The organism is Streptomyces sp. NPDC030798, from assembly GCF_055572275.1.
The window spans coordinates 405,452-421,312 of record NZ_JBVIDR010000004.1; the positions used below are offsets into that span (position 1 = coordinate 405,452).

11 protein-coding genes and 1 pseudogene are annotated in these 15,861 nt (G+C 71.1%); 3 read left to right on the plus strand and 9 right to left on the minus strand.

The window, feature by feature from the left end; translation table 11 throughout:
• Positions 1–11: 11 nt before the first annotated feature.
• The 9 genes and pseudogenes from ACZ404_RS12445 to ACZ404_RS12485 all read right to left on the minus strand — a co-directional run bounded on the left by ACZ404_RS12445 (position 12) and on the right by ACZ404_RS12485 (position 11,893).
• Complete coding sequence (locus ACZ404_RS12445; RefSeq protein WP_468438803.1) at positions 12–596, minus strand: TetR/AcrR family transcriptional regulator; 585 nt, start codon at positions 594–596, stop codon at positions 12–14.
• 91 nt (positions 597–687) lie between these two features.
• Positions 688–924: pseudogene (locus ACZ404_RS12450) on the minus strand (ABC transporter permease); the annotation flags it as partial.
• 31 nt (positions 925–955) lie between these two features.
• The gene (locus tag ACZ404_RS12455) at positions 956–3,859 is read right to left on the minus strand and encodes a glycoside hydrolase family 2 TIM barrel-domain containing protein (protein ID WP_468438805.1); all 2,904 of its coding nucleotides are present in this window, start codon (positions 3,857–3,859) and stop codon (positions 956–958) included.
• Between the two features lie 25 nt (positions 3,860–3,884).
• Entirely contained in the window at positions 3,885–4,763 is an 879-nt protein-coding gene (locus ACZ404_RS12460; protein WP_468438807.1) for a carbohydrate ABC transporter permease, read from the minus strand.
• Positions 4,760–5,725 (minus strand): carbohydrate ABC transporter permease, encoded by a 966-nt coding sequence (locus ACZ404_RS12465; RefSeq protein WP_468438809.1) that lies wholly within the window; start codon positions 5,723–5,725, stop codon positions 4,760–4,762. Before ACZ404_RS12465 ends, ACZ404_RS12460 begins: the two co-directional genes overlap by 4 nt.
• 20 nt (positions 5,726–5,745) lie before the next feature.
• Positions 5,746–7,008: an ABC transporter substrate-binding protein gene (locus ACZ404_RS12470; protein ID WP_468438811.1), complete on the minus strand. Its 1,263-nt coding sequence runs from the start codon at positions 7,006–7,008 to the stop codon at positions 5,746–5,748.
• Between the two features lie 245 nt (positions 7,009–7,253).
• Positions 7,254–9,146 (minus strand): glycoside hydrolase, encoded by a 1,893-nt coding sequence (locus ACZ404_RS12475; RefSeq protein WP_468438813.1) that lies wholly within the window; start codon positions 9,144–9,146, stop codon positions 7,254–7,256.
• A gap of 11 nt (positions 9,147–9,157) precedes the next feature.
• Positions 9,158–10,402, minus strand: coding sequence for an ROK family transcriptional regulator (locus tag ACZ404_RS12480; RefSeq protein ID WP_468438815.1), 1,245 nt, complete (start codon positions 10,400–10,402; stop codon positions 9,158–9,160).
• Between the two features lie 237 nt (positions 10,403–10,639).
• Positions 10,640–11,893 (minus strand): FAD-binding protein, encoded by a 1,254-nt coding sequence (locus ACZ404_RS12485; protein WP_468438817.1) that lies wholly within the window; start codon positions 11,891–11,893, stop codon positions 10,640–10,642.
• A 107-nt stretch (positions 11,894–12,000) separates the two neighbouring features.
• Here ACZ404_RS12485 and ACZ404_RS12490 point away from each other — a divergent pair, with 107 nt between their 5' ends.
• From ACZ404_RS12490 to ACZ404_RS12500, 3 genes are all read left to right on the plus strand, one after another.
• Positions 12,001–13,008 (plus strand): hydroxyacid dehydrogenase, encoded by a 1,008-nt coding sequence (locus ACZ404_RS12490; RefSeq protein WP_468438819.1) that lies wholly within the window; start codon positions 12,001–12,003, stop codon positions 13,006–13,008.
• Between the two features lie 55 nt (positions 13,009–13,063).
• The gene (locus tag ACZ404_RS12495; protein WP_468438821.1) at positions 13,064–14,125 is read left to right on the plus strand and encodes a LacI family DNA-binding transcriptional regulator; all 1,062 of its coding nucleotides are present in this window, start codon (positions 13,064–13,066) and stop codon (positions 14,123–14,125) included.
• A 164-nt stretch (positions 14,126–14,289) separates the two neighbouring features.
• On the plus strand, positions 14,290–15,618 hold the full coding sequence (locus tag ACZ404_RS12500; protein ID WP_468438823.1) for a radical SAM protein: 1,329 nt from the start codon (positions 14,290–14,292) through the stop codon (positions 15,616–15,618).
• The last annotated feature ends 243 nt before the right edge of the window (positions 15,619–15,861 follow it).

Genomic DNA, 15,861 nt, shown 5'->3' on the forward strand with positions numbered 1-15,861 from the left:
CCGGCCGTACGCTACGGCGCGCCCTGCGGCTCGCGGGGCCAGTGGGTGAGGGTCGTGTGCAGGGCTTCCACCGCCTTGTCCCAGGACGCCCGGACGTCCCGGGCCGCGCCGAAGCCGCCCGCCGACTCCAGGGCGCAGTAGCCGTGGAAGGTGCTGCGCAGCAGACGTACGGCGTCCGTCAGGTCCGGCTCCTCCAGCCCGTACGCGCCGAGCATGCCGTAGGTGATCTCGGCGGTGCGGCGCAGGGCGGGGGAGTCCACGATCAGGGACTGGTCGATGCGGATCTGGGTGGCCGCGTACCGGCCGGGGTGGCTCAGGGCGTAGGCCCGGTAGGCGCCCGCGAAGGCGGCCAGCGCCTCCTTGCCCGTCCGGTCGGCGACGGCCACCGCGATCCGCTCGATCAGCTCCCCGCCGGCGTACAGCGCGAGCCGGGTGCGCAGATCGCTCAGGCCGCGGACGTGCGAGTACAGGCTCGCGTCCTTCACCCCGAAGTGCCGGGCCAGCGCGGACAGGCTCACGTGCTCGAACCCCGCCTCGTCGGCGAGTTCGGCCGCGGCCGCGACGATACGGTCCGCTGTCAGCCCGGCTCGGGGCATCGGGCCCCCTTTCCCAACCACCCGCGCATCTGAAACCTAGGAGCCCTAGGATAGCCAGAACCTAGAGGGTCTAGGAAGCGTCCCGCGGGTGTCAGCCGTTCACCCCGGTGCAGTGCCCGAGGCTCCACCGCCACAGCAGCCGCGCGGCCAGGTACGCCAGGACGCCGAGCAGCGGGGAGGCGGCCGCCTGCCAGTACGGGCGCGCCCCGGTGCTGTGGCCGTGGCCGGTCAGGACGGCCGCCGGGAAGTACGCCCCGACCGCCAGCGGCCGACGAGGACGGGCCCCACGCACGACGAGACCGCGGCCGGCCGGGAGAACAGCCGCCGGCCGGCCGCGGGGTCGGTCAGGACAGCGCCGGTCAAACGGCCTCCGCGGAGGTGGAGTTACGGGCCGTCTGCGCAGCACCCGTCTCCGAGAACACGAAGGAGAACTGCGTCGGCTCCGCCCGCAGGTAGTACTGCGGGAGGGGGCCGGGGCCGCAGGAGGCGGTGCCCAGGCCGTGCTGGCCGTGGTCGAGGTTGACCCAGACCGCGTCGCCCGGGGTGAGGTCGGTGCGGTGGGTGGCCGCGTCCAGTTGCTCGGTGGTCCAGCGGCGCGCGGTGAGGAAGAACTCCGGGTCGCCCTCGATGCGCAGCCCGCCCAGCTCGGCCCAGCGGACGTCGGCGCGGGCGCCGTTCTCCTGCGGACGGACGTAGGGGGTCTGCAGGCCGTCGACGGTCGACTGCCAGCGGCCGACCGCGGACGCCAGCCTGCTGTCCGGATACGCCTCGCCCGGCCCGCCGCCGTACCACTGCACCTGGTCGGCCGCGGACAGCGCGAACCGGATGCCGAGCCGGGGCAGCGGCACGGTCCAGTCGCCCTCCGGCCGCACGGACACGGTCAGCCGCAGCCGGTTGCCGTCCGACGTCCAGCGGTACACGGCCGCGAGGCCGATCTCCCAGGCGGCCGGGGCCACCCGGGTCCGCACGGTGAGCGCGTCGTCGCCGAGTTCCACCGCGTCGAGCCGGTGCCGCATCCGGTGCAGGCCGAGCTTGCGCCACAGCAGACCGTGGCGGATGTCGGTCTGCCACTCGGCGCCGTCGTCGTTGTCGGTGGTGGCCCGCCACACATCCAGCCGCAGCCCGTCGACGGCCACCCCGCCGACGGTACGCAACGCGCCGGTGCGGGCGTCGAAGGAGGCCGGGCCGAGGGTGATCAGGCCGTCGCCGAGCACCGGACCGTCGGTCGCCGCGACCGACGGCACCTGACGGGCGGCCACGGCGAACTGGCCCCAGGCGATGACGTGGTCCTTCGGCGCCCAGGGGGTGTCGGCGGCGAGCCGTGCCCGGACCGTCCAGTGGGCCTCGCCGGCGGCGGTGGCGACGGGCGGCTCGGGCAGCTTGACCTCGGCCGACTCGCCGGGCGCGAGCGCGGGCACGGTCAGCGCGCCCGTCTCGACCGGCTCGCCGTTCACCTCGTAGGACCAGGTGAACGCGAGCGCCGACAGGTCGGCGAAGTCGTACTTGTTGGTGATGCGGACGCTGCCGCCGGTGCCGTCGCCCACGATGGCGACCGGCTCGATCACCTTCTTGTACTCGACCAGGCCGGGGGAGGGCTGCCGGTCGGGGAAGAGCAGGCCGTCGCAGACGAAGTTGCCGTCGTGCAGCTCCTCGCCGAAGTCGCCGCCGTAGGCGTAGCCGAACCGCTCGTCCTTGATGCCGTGGTCGATCCACTCCCAGACGAAGCCGCCCTGGAGCCGGTCGTAGGTCTCGAACAGCCGCTGGTATTCGGCGAGTCCGCCGGGACCGTTGCCCATGGCGTGGGCGTACTCGCACAGGATGAAGGGGAGTCCGCGGCGCTTCAGAGTGCCGCCGTCCAGCTCCTTGCCGATCTCCTCGCACTCGGCGTGGCTGGCGTACATCCGCGAGTAGAGGTCCGTGTCACGGCAGTTGAGGTCCCCCTCGTAGTGCACCGGCCGGGAGGAGTCCCGGCCGTGCATCCACTCGGCCATCGCGGTCAGACCCCGGCCGGTGCCGGCCTCGTTGCCGAGGGACCAGATGACCACCGAGGGGTGGTTCTTGTCCCGCTCGACCATGCGGGCGGCTCGGTCCAGGAGGGCCGGGGTCCAGCGGTCGTCGTCGACGGGGTTGTCCCGCCAGCCCTGCTCGGTGAAGCCGTGGGTCTCCAGGTCGCACTCGTCGATCACCCACAGGCCCAACTCGTCGCACAGGTCGAGGAAGGCCGGGTGCGGCGGGTAGTGGGAGGTGCGCACGGCGTTGATGTTGTGCCGCTTCATCAGCAGCACGTCCTCGCGCATGGTGTCCCGATCCAGCGCCCGGCCGCGCTCGGGGTGCCACTCGTGCCGGTTGACGCCCTTGAAGAGCACCGCCTTTCCGTTCACCTTGATCAGCCCGTCCGACAGCTCCACCGTGCGGAAGCCGATGCGCAGCGGGATCCGCTCGCCCTCGGTGGCCAGCACACCGTCGTACAGCCTCGGCGTCTCCGCCGACCACGGCTCGACCGGCACCGTCACCGGCTCGCCGGTCGGGGTGTCGATGCCGAGCTCCGGCACGGCCACCCGGCCGTCGACGTCGGAGTCGACGCGCAGGGTGCCCGCGCCGCTCACGTGGTCGTAGGAGGCGTGCACGAAGAAGTCCAGGGCGCAGCCCGCCGGGCGGTGCAGCAGGGTGACGTCCCGGAAGATGCCCGGCAGCCACCACTGGTCCTGGTCCTCCAGGTAGGAGCCGGCCGACCACTGGTGGACACGGACCGCGAGGACGTTGCCGGCGGGCTTCAGCAGATGGCCGACCGCGAACTCGTGCGGCAGCCGGGAGCCCTTGAACTGGCCCAGCTCCGTGCCGTTCAGCCACACCCGCGCGCAGGACTCCACCCCGTCGAAGCGGAGCACCGCCCCGCCCTCGGCGAGGTCGGGCCAGTCCGCGGGCAGGTCGAAGACGCGCAGGTGGTCGCCGGTCGGGTTCTCGGTCGGCACGCGCGGCGGGTCGACCGGGAACGGGTAGAGATGGTTGGTGTACAGGGGGGAGCCGTGCCCCTGGAGGACCCAGTGGCCGGGGACCGCGACCTCCGCCCAGTCACCGGCGTCGTAGCCCTCCCGTGCGAAGGAGTCGTCCTGCGCGTCGGCCGTGGCGGACACTCTCAGGCGCCATGTGCCGTTCAACGAGAGGGAACTGGCGTCCGAGGACGGGTACCAGGCGCGGGGCGGCAGGGCGCCGTCGCCGGGCGCGACGTCCTCGACATAGTCGGTGGTGGTGCGGAAAGTCATCGGTCTCCAGGTACTGAGAGAGGCGTCAGCCCTTGATGCCGGTCTGCGCGATCCCCTGGACCAGCCAGCGCTGGAGGAAGAGGAAGACGAACACCAGGGGCAGGATGGAAATGGCGGTGGCCATGAAGATCGTGTGGAACACGACCGTCTGGTTGGTCATGTACGACGAGAGCGCGACCTGGACGGTCCACGAGCCGGGGTCCTGGCCGATGACCAGCGGCCACAGGAAGGCGTTCCAGCCGTTGATGAAGGTGATGGTGGCCATGGCCGCGAAGAAGTTCAGCGAGTTCGGTACGACGACACGCCAGTAGGCGCCCCAGTAGCCGAGCCCGTCCACGCGTGCCGCCTCCTCCAGCTCCTTGGGGAACCCCAGGAAGTACTGCCGGAAGAGGAAGCAGGTGAAACCACTGAACAGCCCCGGGATGATCAGACCCCGGTAGGTGTCCACCCAGCCGAGCGACGAGACCAGCACGAAGCTCGGTACGAAGGTCACCGAGGTCGGGACCATCAGGGTCCCGAGGACGAGGTAGAAGATCTTGTTGGCGTGCCGGTACGGGATGCGCGCCAGGGCGTAGCCGGCCAGGGAGCACACCAGCAGGATGCCGACGGTCATGGAGACGGCGACGACCAGCGAGTTCCACAGCGACTGGGCGAAGTCCACCTGCTGGTCGTCGAACAGCTCACCGACGTTGCCCCACTGCAGGTGCGTGGGGAAGAACTCCCAGTGCTCGCCGGTGATCGCGGCGTCCGTGGACAGGGCGTTGCGGACGAGGACGTAGAACGGGATCAGGAAGAGGAAGGTGGCGGCACCGGTGGCGATGTAGAGGCCGGTGTTGCCCATGACCCCGCCGCGCCGGGGGCCGCGGGGCTTGCTCTTGCGGATGTCGGGCGTGGTGGCGGTCACTTGGACTCGTCCCCCCTTCCGAAGCCCATGATCTTGCCCTGGAACAGGGAGACGATGATGATCAGCAGGGTCAGGACTACGGCTCCCGCGCTGCCGGCGCCGTAGTCCTGCTCCGTGCCCAGAGCGGTGTAGTACAGCTCGACCAGCGGAGGCCGGCCCCAGGTCGTCTTGTCGAGCAGGTTGTAGAACTCGTCGAAGGCCTGGTAGGCCGCGATGAGCAGCAGCAGGATCACGGCGGTGGACGTGGCCCGCAGCTGGGGCAGGGTGATGTACCGGAAGGTCTGCCAGCCCGACTTGGCGCCGTCGATGGCGGCCGCCTCGTACAGCTCGGCCGGGATGTTCTGCAGCGCCGCCAGGAAGAGGATCATGTAGAAGCCGGACTGCAGCCACAGCCGGGCCGTGACGATGACCAGCCAGTACCAGGGCGGGCTGGGGGAGGCCAGCCAGGCGATGTTGTCGATCCCGAACCAGTCGAGGATCGTGTTCATCAGGCCGAAGCGGACGCCGCTGAAGAGGGACATCTTCCAGATCAGCGACGCGGCGACGTACGAGCACGCGGTCGGCAGGAAGAACACCGACCGGAAGAACGCCCGCATGAAATGCAGCCGGTTCACCAGCAGGGCGAGGCCCAGCGACACCGCCCAGGTGATGGGCACGATGAACGCGGCGAACACGGTGAAGGTGCCGAGCGAGCCGACGAACTTGGGATCCGTCAGCATGTAGGTGTAGTTGTCGAGGCCGATGAACTTGTCCGGCGTGACGGTGAACCGGGCGTCGAAGAAGCTGAGGTAGACGCTCCAGCCGATCGGCACGTAGATGAAGATGACCAGCCCGATGAGGAACGGGGCGGAGAAGAGCCAGAAGTTGAGGGTGCGGCTGCCCCGCAGGCCCCCCCGCGGCTTGGCCGGTGAGGGCTTCGCCGGGGCGGGGCTCGCGAGGTCGCGCGTCGTGGTCGTCGACATGTCGTGGTCCGTCCGGCGGCCTATCCGAAGAGCTTCTTGAGCTCGCGGTTGACCGTCTTGTCACACGCGTCGAGGGCCTTCTCCGGGTCACCGGACTTGCGCACGCAGTTCGCGACGACGTCCCACGAGGCCTGGATCATCGCCTGCGTCCAGCCGATGTTGTCGAAGTGGCCGTACTGGTTGAAGAGCTTGACGCCCTCGGCCGGCAGGCCCGACTTGAGCTTGGCGGCGGAGGCGGCGATCGAGGTGCGCGGCGGGATGTGGAAGCCGTACGAGGTCGCCCAGTCCTCCTGGTACTTCTTCTGGTCGATCCACAGCCACTTCACGTACTCCTTGGCCGCGTCGACGTCCTTGCCCTTGGCGTTGACGAACATCGACCAGCCGCCGTTGTAGACCGACGGCTTGCCCGAGTCGACGGTCTTCGGGAACGGGAAGATCCCGAGGTCGTCGCCGAGCGCCTTCTGGAACTGCGGCATGGCCCACATGCCGCAGAACTGGATGGCGCACAGGCCCTGGGTGAGCGAGGACGGGTCCCAGAAGTCGGTCGGGGCGCCGAGGAGCAGGTGGCCGCTGGTGAAGAGCTTCCGCATCTTCTTCAGGCCCTCGACGACCTCGGGGGTGTGGTACGCGATCTGGTTCTTGTCGTCGAGGGTGTCGGCGCCGGCGGACCAGATCAGCGGGTTGACGATCGCGTGCAGGTCGTTGCCGAGGTAGAGGCCCTTGACCTTGCCGGTGGTGAGCTTGGCGGCCGCCTCGATCAGCTCGTCGAGGGTCTCCGGGACCTTCACGCCGGCCTTCTTGAAGAGCGAGGGCCGGTAGAAGAAGAACTGCGGGTCGTCGATCATCCGGACGCCGTATATCTTCCCGTCGACCGTGTGCGACTTGATGTCGGCCGGGTTGAAGTCGTCCTTGACCGGGTCGACGATGTCGCTCAGGTCCGCGACCTGGCCGCTCTTGACCATCTGGATCTGCGGGTGGAACTCGAACAGGTCGGGCGCGTTCTTGGTGAGCAGCGTGGCGAACAGCTTGCTCTCGTAGTCGGCGCTGGTGATCCACTGCGTGGTCACGTTGGCGTCCTTGTAGGCGGCGGCGTACCGCTTGATCGCCTGCTCCGTGCCCGCCTCGCCGTAGGCATGGAACATCTGGGTGAGCTGCTTGCCCGAACCAGACCCGCCCCCACGTCCGTTGTTGCCGCCGCACGCGGAGAGCGTGCCGGCGGCGGCCAGGCCCGCGGCGGCCCGGAAGATCGATCGGCGGTCCCAGTTGCTGCTCAGTGCCGACATGCTGACGTCCTTTGTCTGATCGAGTGCGGCAGCGGCTCAAGCGCCTCGTGAGCCAGGTGGCTCGAATTGCCATGTGGTGCCGGGACGTTAACCTTCGGCTAAGCCTTCGGCAAGGGGTTGGACGAAGCCTGCTGAAAGCGTTGTCTATGGTTCGGGATCCCGAACGCGGGTCGGGGGAAAGGGGGTGAGGGCCGCCGGGTCAGGGATGAGGCCGGCGGGCCCTCGGTCGGAGGGAGGCTCCTGGACTACTGCCTGGACCAGGCCTCGTTGGCGCCGCCGTTGCAGCTGTAGGCGATCACCTTGCTGCCCTCGGCCGTCGCCTGCCCGCTGACGTCCAGGCACATGCCGGACGCCTCGTTGACGATCTGCCCGTTGCCGTTCAGCAGCCAGCGCTGGGTGCCGTCACCGGTCGCGGTCGGCGTCGTCGTCAGACCCGAGGCGCCGGCCGTCAGATAGCCGTTCGCGCCCCTCAGCGTGCCGTTCGCGGCGTACGACCACGCCTGCTCGGCCCCGCCCGTGCAGCCGCTGATCGCGGCGCCCGAGGCGTTTGCCGTCAGGCACTTGCCGGACTGCTGCCCCTTCCAGGCGCCCGTGACCGCCGTCGTGCCACGGCCCTTCCCGTCGAGGACGTACGTCGTGACGGAGCGGGCGGCGAGGGTCGTGGACAGCGTGCCGCCGCGCACCGCGGGCTTCGCGACGTTCGCCCAGTCCTCGGTGGCCGAAGTGCGCACGGCCTTGCCCGCGCGCACCGGCGCACTGCTGTTGAAGTGCAGGTTCAGCGCCGTGTCGGTGGTGTTGTGGTTGTTGACCACGACCACCCAGCGGCCGTCCCGGTGGTACGCCGACACCTCCACGCCGCTCGGCGCGCCGGTCACGTTGTGCGCGACCGAGCCCGGCCGGACGAACTTGCTGTACTGGCCGAGCGCGTAGTACCGCTTGGTGAAGTACAGGGCCTGGTTGCCGTCGGTGGCGTAGTCGGGGTCGTAGTAGATCAGGCCGTCGTTCCAGCCCTGGCTGTTCTTCTCCGTGGGCGAGGTGCCGTAGCCGCCGGCCAGGGCCACCCACCACTGGAACGCGGAGTCGTGGGAGCTCGCGAAGTCCTTGTAGATGATCCTCGACATCAGCAGGGCGTTGTCGATGGTCGGGTCGTACTCCTGGTTCCAGCCCGTGGAGCCCTTGCCGAAGCAGCAGATCTCGGTGGCCCAGGACGCCTTGCCGATGTTCCGGGCGGTCTCGTAGACATTGCCCAGCTGGCCGTCATTGGGGTTGTCGTACGTGTGGTGGGCCAGCTTGGAGACGTACTGCGCGGTGCCGGGCTGTCCGATCCACTGCGGGACCTCGCTGGTGAACTGCGTCGTCCGGCTGGACTCGTCGGCGATGATGCCGGTCTTCTGGTGCCGGGCCCGCTGCTCGGCGCCGAGCGCGCGCACGATGTCGTCGCGCTGGGCGACCGGCACCGGCATGCCCTCCTGGCCGCAGTCGGCGAAGCTGTTGTCCGGCTCGTTGAAGGGGCTGATGTAGTCGAGCCGGACGCCCTGGCGCGCGAAGTGGCCGGTGACGTCGGCGATGTACCTGGCGAAGTCCGTCTCGTTCTCCGCCTTCAGCTCTCCGCCGCAGCTCTTGCCGTTGGTCGTCCACTCGGCGGGCGCGCTGTTGACGAAGCCGATCAGGTCCTTGACGCCGTACTTCGCGGCGTACTTCAGGAACGTGCGGCCGCCCTTGTCCCTGCTCCAGTCGTAGGAGCCGTCCGGGTCGAGGAAGTCCTCGGGGGCGCGGGCCGGTGTGGTGACCCCGGTGCCGCCTCCGCCGATGTTGTAGCGGTACGAGCTGAGGGCGAGGCCCTGCTTCGAGAACAGCAGCTCGGCGACCCGGGCCTGCACCTTGGGGTCGAAGTGCTGGAGGTCGTTGACCCACCAGGCGCCCGAGGCGCCGATGTCGTCGATGGTCTGGGCGGCGTGCGGGGAGACCTCGGCGGCGGCCGGGGCGTCGGCGGCGCTCGCCGGCGGAGAGGTGAGGAGGGCTCCCGTGACGGCCAGCGCCGCCGAGGCCGTCAGCAGGAGGGATCTCCTGGAGCGGGGGCGAGCGGTGCGGGGACGAGTGGTGCGGGGACGAGTGGTGCGGGGGTGAGACACGTGCATCCCTTCCGTCGTCATGAAGGCGGTGCGGTACGGCTCCTTGCGGGGGTGGTGCGCTTGGCGGCCCTCTGCCCGACGGACTGCAGGGCGCCCTCCAGCGCGAAGGTGGCCGCGCCGAGGGACACCGGGTCGGTGGGGATCGGGGAGAGGACGATCTCGGTGGAGGCCAGCGGCCGGCGCAGCGCGTGCCGGGCGACGGCCGCGCGCACCTCCTCCAGCAGCGGCTCGCCCAGCCGGGACGCCACCCAGCTGCTGAGGACGACCACTTCGGGGTTGAGCAGGTTGATCAGGTCGGAGATCCCGGCGCCCAGGTAACGGGCGGTGTCCCGGACCACCTTGAGCGCCACCGGGTCGCCCGCGGCGACCGCGCGGGCCAGCGCGTCGATGGTGGCCGTCTGGTCCTCGGGGTGCAACAGGGTGGACCGGGGGCTCAGTTCGCGCAGGTTCTGCATGATGCCGGGCGCGCCGACGTACGTCTCCACGCAGCCGTGGTTGCCGCAGTGGCACAGCCGGCCGTCCAGCACGAGCGTGGTGTGGCCCCACTCGCCGGCGCTGTTGCTCACGCCCCGGTGCAGGGCGCCGCCGAGCGCGAGACCGGCGCCGACGCCGGTGCCGAGGTTCACCACCACGGCGTCCCCGCGTCCCCGGGCGGCCCCGAACCACAGCTCGGCGACCGCGCAGGCGCGCAGCGGGTTGTCCAGGTACAGGGGATAGGCGATGTGCTCGGAGAGCAGGTCGAGCAGGGGGACGTCGTGCCAGTTCCAGTTGGGCGCGTACTCGGCGATCCCGGTGTCCCGGTCCACCTGGCCCGGCACGCTCACGCCGACGCCGAGCACCCGGGCGGCCTCGATCCCGGCCTGCGCGACCACCGAGCCGACGGCAGCGGCGACATGGCCGACCACCTGCTCGGGGCGGCTCTCGCCGGGGCGCATGTCCTCGTCGGCGCGGGCGAGCACGCCCAGCGCCAGGTCGAACAGCTCGACGTGGACGTACGTCTCCGCGATGTCGACGCCGATCAGCGCGCCCCCCGACGCGTTGACGGCGACCAGGCCGCGGGGGCGGCCGCCGGCGGAGTCCTCGAAGCCGACCTCCGTGATCATGCGCAGGTCCAGCAGCTCGCCGACGAGGGTGGCGACGGTGGCCAGGCTCAGCCCGGTGGCTGCCGCCAGCTCCTGCCGGGAGGTGGGAGACTCGGCGATGATCTGGCGCAGCACCTCGTAGCGGTTCGCCGTGCGGATGTCACGTGATGTGCGCTTCACGGAGCTGCCCCTCCCGTCCCGTCAGGCCAGGCCGAGACACGAACGGCCACGGCGCCGCCCCAGGCTATGGGCAGGGAGGGACTTTCGACAAGGGGTTAGGAAAGGGGCTGGAAAAAGTCCCCCGGCACCCCTGTGCCGGTCAGTCTGCCAGGCCCGCCCCCGGCCGCGAAACCGCCGACCGCCGGGCCGACGGCCTGCTGCGGTGGACGGATGCGTCGGGCAGGCGGCCCCCGGGCGTCAGCCCTCCAGGACCTCCCGTACGAAGTCGTTCGTGAACTTGCCCGTCGGGTCCAGGGACTCCGCCAGTTCGCGGAACTCGGGGAGGCGGGGGTAGAGGGTCCGGAGCGTCGCCGGGGGGAGGGTGAAGACCTTGCCCCAGTGGGGGCGGGGGGCGAAGGGGGCCAGGGCCTCCTCGACCCGGCGGACCGCCGGGAGCACCGCCGCCGTGTCCTCGACCCAGGTGAAGTGCAGCGCCACCGAGTCCCGGTCGTGAGCGGGGCTGAGCCACTGCGGGTCGGCGGCGATCGTGCGCACCTCGCAGGTCTGCAGGACGCCCGAGACCGCCGACCGGATGCCGTCGAGCGCGTGCAGCGCCTCCAGGGCGGCCGGCCGCGGCAGCAGGTACTCCGACTGCAGCTCCGCCCCGCTGCTCGGCGTGAACTCCGCCCGGAAGTGCGGCAGCCGCTCGTGCCAGGGCCCCGCCACCCCGCCCTGCTCGGTGCAGTTCACCGCCGGCATGCCCGGCACCGGGTGCAGCGCCTCGGTCGCGGCCGGCGCCCACGGGAAGTCCACCGGCGCCTGGTCCGTGCGCCGCTTGACCCACACCTGCCGGAAGCCCCGCTCCCGCCAGTCGGTGAACAGGCTCACGCTGTACGCCGACGCGGCCACCGCCTCGTAGTCCAGCCCGTCCAGCGGCAGTTCCGTGAACACGTACTGCTCGACCTCGTACGCCGGCTCCAGGTCCAGCGTGAGCGTCGTCGCCACGCCCAGCGCGCCCAGCGAGGTCACCGCCCCCTCGAACCCGGCCCCGCCCCGCGCGATCCGCACCGTCGAGCCGTCCGCCGTGATCAGCTCCACCTCCCGCACCGGCGCCGCGAGCGACCCGTTGGTGACACCCGAGCCATGGGTGCCGGTCGCCACCGAGCCGGCCACCGAGATGTGCGGCAGCGAGGCCATGTTGGGCAGCGCCAGGCCGTGCGCGTGCACCGCGCGGGCCAGCTCGGCGTACCGCACGCCGCCCGAGACCCGCACCGTACGGGCCGCCTCGTCCACGTCGATCAGGGCCGGCAGCCCGGCCAGCGACAGCAGCACGCCGTCGCTCCCCGGGTCGGCGATCCGGTTGAAGGAGTGCCCGCTGCCCAGCACCCGCACCCGCGCGCTGCCGGCCACCAGGGCCCGCAGGGCCTCGAGCGTGTCCGGGCGGTGGAACTCCTTCGCCGTGTACGTGATGTTCCGCGCCCAGTTGGTGACGTGCTGTGCCGCCTGTGTCATCTGTCGTGCCCCTCCCGGAAGTGCTGGTTCATTGACCCTCTCATTCCGCGCGACCTACCGTAGAGAACGGTTGCTATCCAGCGTCACCGAGCCGGAAGGCCACTTCCTTGCCCGAGCGTCCTCAGGCGATGTTCGCCATGACAGCCCAGAACGTGCCGCACCTTTTCCCGCCCGAGCTGCTGGCACGGCTGCGCGAGCAGGTAGAAATCGATCCCACTCTGGTGGCGCAGGACTTCGCCGACCCCCGGGTACGGGAGACCCTGGCCCGCACCGAGGTGCTGATCACCGGCTGGGGCTGCCCGCGCCTGGACCCGGCCGCCCTGGACGCGGCCCCGAGGCTGCGCGCGGTGCTGCACGCGGCCGGTTCGGTCAAGGGCTTCACCACCCCCGAGGTGTGGCAGCGCGGCATCGCCGTCTCCTCGGCCGCCGCCGCCAACGCGCTGCCGGTCGCCGAGTACACGCTCGCCATGATCCTGCTGGCCGGCAAGGATGCCTTCGGCTACCGCGACCAGCTCCGCACCCGCCGCACCTTCCCCTACGGCGACATCCTCCCCGGCATCGGCAACTACGGCCGCCGGGTCGGCCTCGTCGGCGCCTCCCGCATCGGCCGCCGCCTGATCGAACTCCTGCGCCCCTACGACCTGCGGGTCACCCTCGCCGACCCGTACGTCGACGAGGCCGAGGCGGCCCGGCTCGGGGTGCCCCTGCTGCCGCTGGACGACCTGCTGCGCACCTCGGACATCGTCAGCCTGCACGCCCCGCAGACCCCCGAGACCCGGCATCTGATCGACGAGCGCCGGCTCGCCCTGATGCCCAGCGGATCGGTGCTGATCAACACCGCGCGCGGATCCCTGGTCGACCACGACGCCCTGACCGCCGAGCTGCGCACCGGCCGGCTCAGCGCCGTGCTCGACGTCACCGACCCCGAGCCGCTGCCCGCCGACTCCCCGCTGTTCGGGCTGCCGGGCGCCTTCATCACCCCGCACCTCGCCGGCTCCCAGGGCAACGAGGTGGCCCGGCTCGGGCGGACGGTGGTGGAGGAAGCCGAGCGGCTGTCGGCCGGCGAGGAGCTTGTGCATACCGTCGACCCGGCACAGCTCGAGCGGGCGGCGTAAGGATCCGGACCGCCCTCCGGGGTGACCCGAACACAGCAGGAAGGGGAGCCGAACAGTGGCCAGGAAGGCGCAGCCGGGCGCAGGACCGGACACCTCGACCGTCCGGGACGTGGCCGCGCGCGCCGGGGTCTCCGCGTCGACGGTCTCCCGGGTGCTGGGCGGCACCTACCCGGTGGCCACGGCCACCCGCGCCAAGGTGCTCAAGGCGATGCGCGAGCTGGACTACGTGGTCAACGCGCACGCCCGCGCCCTGGGCGGCGCGACCAACAACACGGTCGCCTTCGTCGTGGACGACGTCACGGGGCCGTTCTACGCCCACATCGCCCGCGGTGTGGAGGAGCAGGCCTCCGCCGAGGGCCGGCTGTGCATGCTGTGCACCACGCACGGCGACCCGCAGCGCATCCTCGCGGTCGTGGAGACCATGCGGGAGCAGCGGGCCGACGCGGTGATCGTGGTGGGCGGGGCCTGGGAGGACAAGGCGTACCAGGACCGCATGACCCACTTCGCGCACGCGCTGGACCGGGCGGGCTCCCGGCTGGTCCTGGTCGGCCGCCCGCCGCTCGGGCCCGGCGTGCCGGCCACGGTGGTCGACTACGACAACGAGGGCGGTGCCTTCGCCCTCACCACGCACCTGCTCTCCGGCGGCCACCGGCGCATCGCCTACCTCGGCCGGGTCGCCGGCCTGTCCACCAGCGGCCAGCGGCTGGCGGGCTTCACCCGCGCCCACGAACTCCTCGGCCTCGCCCCGGACCCCGAGCTGATCGTGGACGGCGCCTTCTCCCGCTCGTACGGCTACCGGGCCACGCGGGAGCTCCTCGCCTCCGGAAAGCGGTTCAGCGCGGTCTTCGCCGCCACGGACATGATCGCCAGTGGGGTGGTGCAGGCCCTGCGCGAGGCGGGCCGGCGCATCCCGGACGACGTGGCGGTGGCCGGCTACGACGACATCCCGGTGGCCAGGGACGTGTACCCGTCCCTCACCACCGTCCACGTACCCCAGGAGGAACTGGGCCGGGCCGCCGTCCGCCTGGCCCTCCACCGCGCCGACCTCCCGGAGAGCCAGCACCTGGTCCTGGGCACCCACGTGGTGCTGCGCGACTCCACCCGACGGGGAACCTGAGCGGCTGCGCCGGGCCCGCCGCCCTCCGCCCGGCCCTCCACCGGGCGGAGCCGACGCGACCGGCGGCCGGGCCCCCGCGTGGCGTGCGGGGACCCGGCACGGTCCGGCCGGGGGTGGGGGCATACGGTGAGGGGTGAACGCCTGAGCCGGGAGGAGACATACGGATGGGCAGTCGCACCGCGCTGGTCGAGGATCTGATGGAGCGTTTCCCGCACGTGCCGCGGGAGGCCGTCTTCAAGGAGGACCTGCTCCGGGGCGGCGTCGCCTTCGACCCCTCCGCCCTCAGCGATACCGCCAACGAGGCAGCCGGCGAGGTCAAGCCGAAGTCGTACTTCATCTTCTCCTTCGACCACGGCACCCTGCCGGAACTGGGCGAGGCCGCGCTGCGCCGCCCGCCGGAGGAGATCATCCTCACCGGCGGCCCGTACGACCTGCGCCGTACGGTGGTCTCCGTACGGGTGAACCCCGCCTCCCCGTACCGCGTCGCCGCGAACGAGGACGGGATGCTCGGCCTCTACCTCGACGGCAGGCGCATCGCCGACGTCGGCGTACCCCCCATGCCGGAGTACTACCGGCACACCCTTGCCAACGGGAAGTCCGTCATGGAGGTCGCCCCCACCATCCAGTGGGGCTACCTGATCTACCTGACCGTGTTCCGGGTCTGCCAGTACTTCGGCGCCAAGGAGGAGTGCCAGTACTGCGACATCAACCACAACTGGCGCCAGCACAAGGCCGCCGGCCGGCCCTACACCGGCGTCAAGGACGTCGAGGAGGTCCTCGAGGCCCTCGAGATCATCGACCGGTACGACACCCAGAAGGCGTCCACCGCGTACACCCTGACCGGCGGCGCGATCACGTCGAAGGTGGCGGGCCGCGACGAGGCCGACTTCTACGGCCACTACGCCCGGGCCATCGAGGAGCGCTTCCCCGGCCGCTGGATCGGCAAGGTCGTCGCCCAGGCGCTGCCCAAGCCGGACGTGCAGCGGTTCAAGGACTACGGCGTGCAGATCTACCATCCCAACTTCGAGGTGTGGGACCGCCGCCTGTTCGAGCTGTACTGCCCCGGCAAGGAGCGCTACGTCGGCCGCGACGAGTGGCACAGGCGGATCCTCGACTCCGCCGACGTCTTCGGCGCCCGCAACGTCATCCCCAACTTCGTCGCCGGCGTGGAGATGGCGGAGCCCTTCGGCTTCACCACCGTCGACGAGGCCATCGCCTCCACCACCGAGGGCCTGCGCTTCTTCATGTCGCACGGCATCACGCCCCGCTTCACCACCTGGTGCCCCGAGCCGACCACCCCGCTCGGCAAGGCCAACCCGCAGGGCGCGCCGCTGGAGTACCACATCCGGCTGCTGGAGGCGTACCGCGCGACCATGGACGACTTCGGCCTCTCCTCGCCCCCCGGCTACGGCCCGCCCGGACCCGGCCGCGCGGTGTTCTCCGTCAGCTCCTTCATGGACAGCCTGCCCGCCGAGGAGCCGGCGGAGGTCTGAGCCGGAACTCCGGGACCCCCGGGGCCGAGGGGCTCCGGGATTTTTTCCACCGGGCGGTGAACGCAGCGGCGCTCCGGTCCGTATCAGGGGCCGGAGTTGTCGGCCCGGGCGAGTGCGGTCACGTCACGCGACCTGGTGGTCACCGGTGGTTTTGAATACGCCGCTTGTCAGTTGTGTCGGTGACGTGAAAAGCTCCTGCCGCCGCGAGGGTTCCTTCAACTCCATTCCCCCTATGGTGAGTTG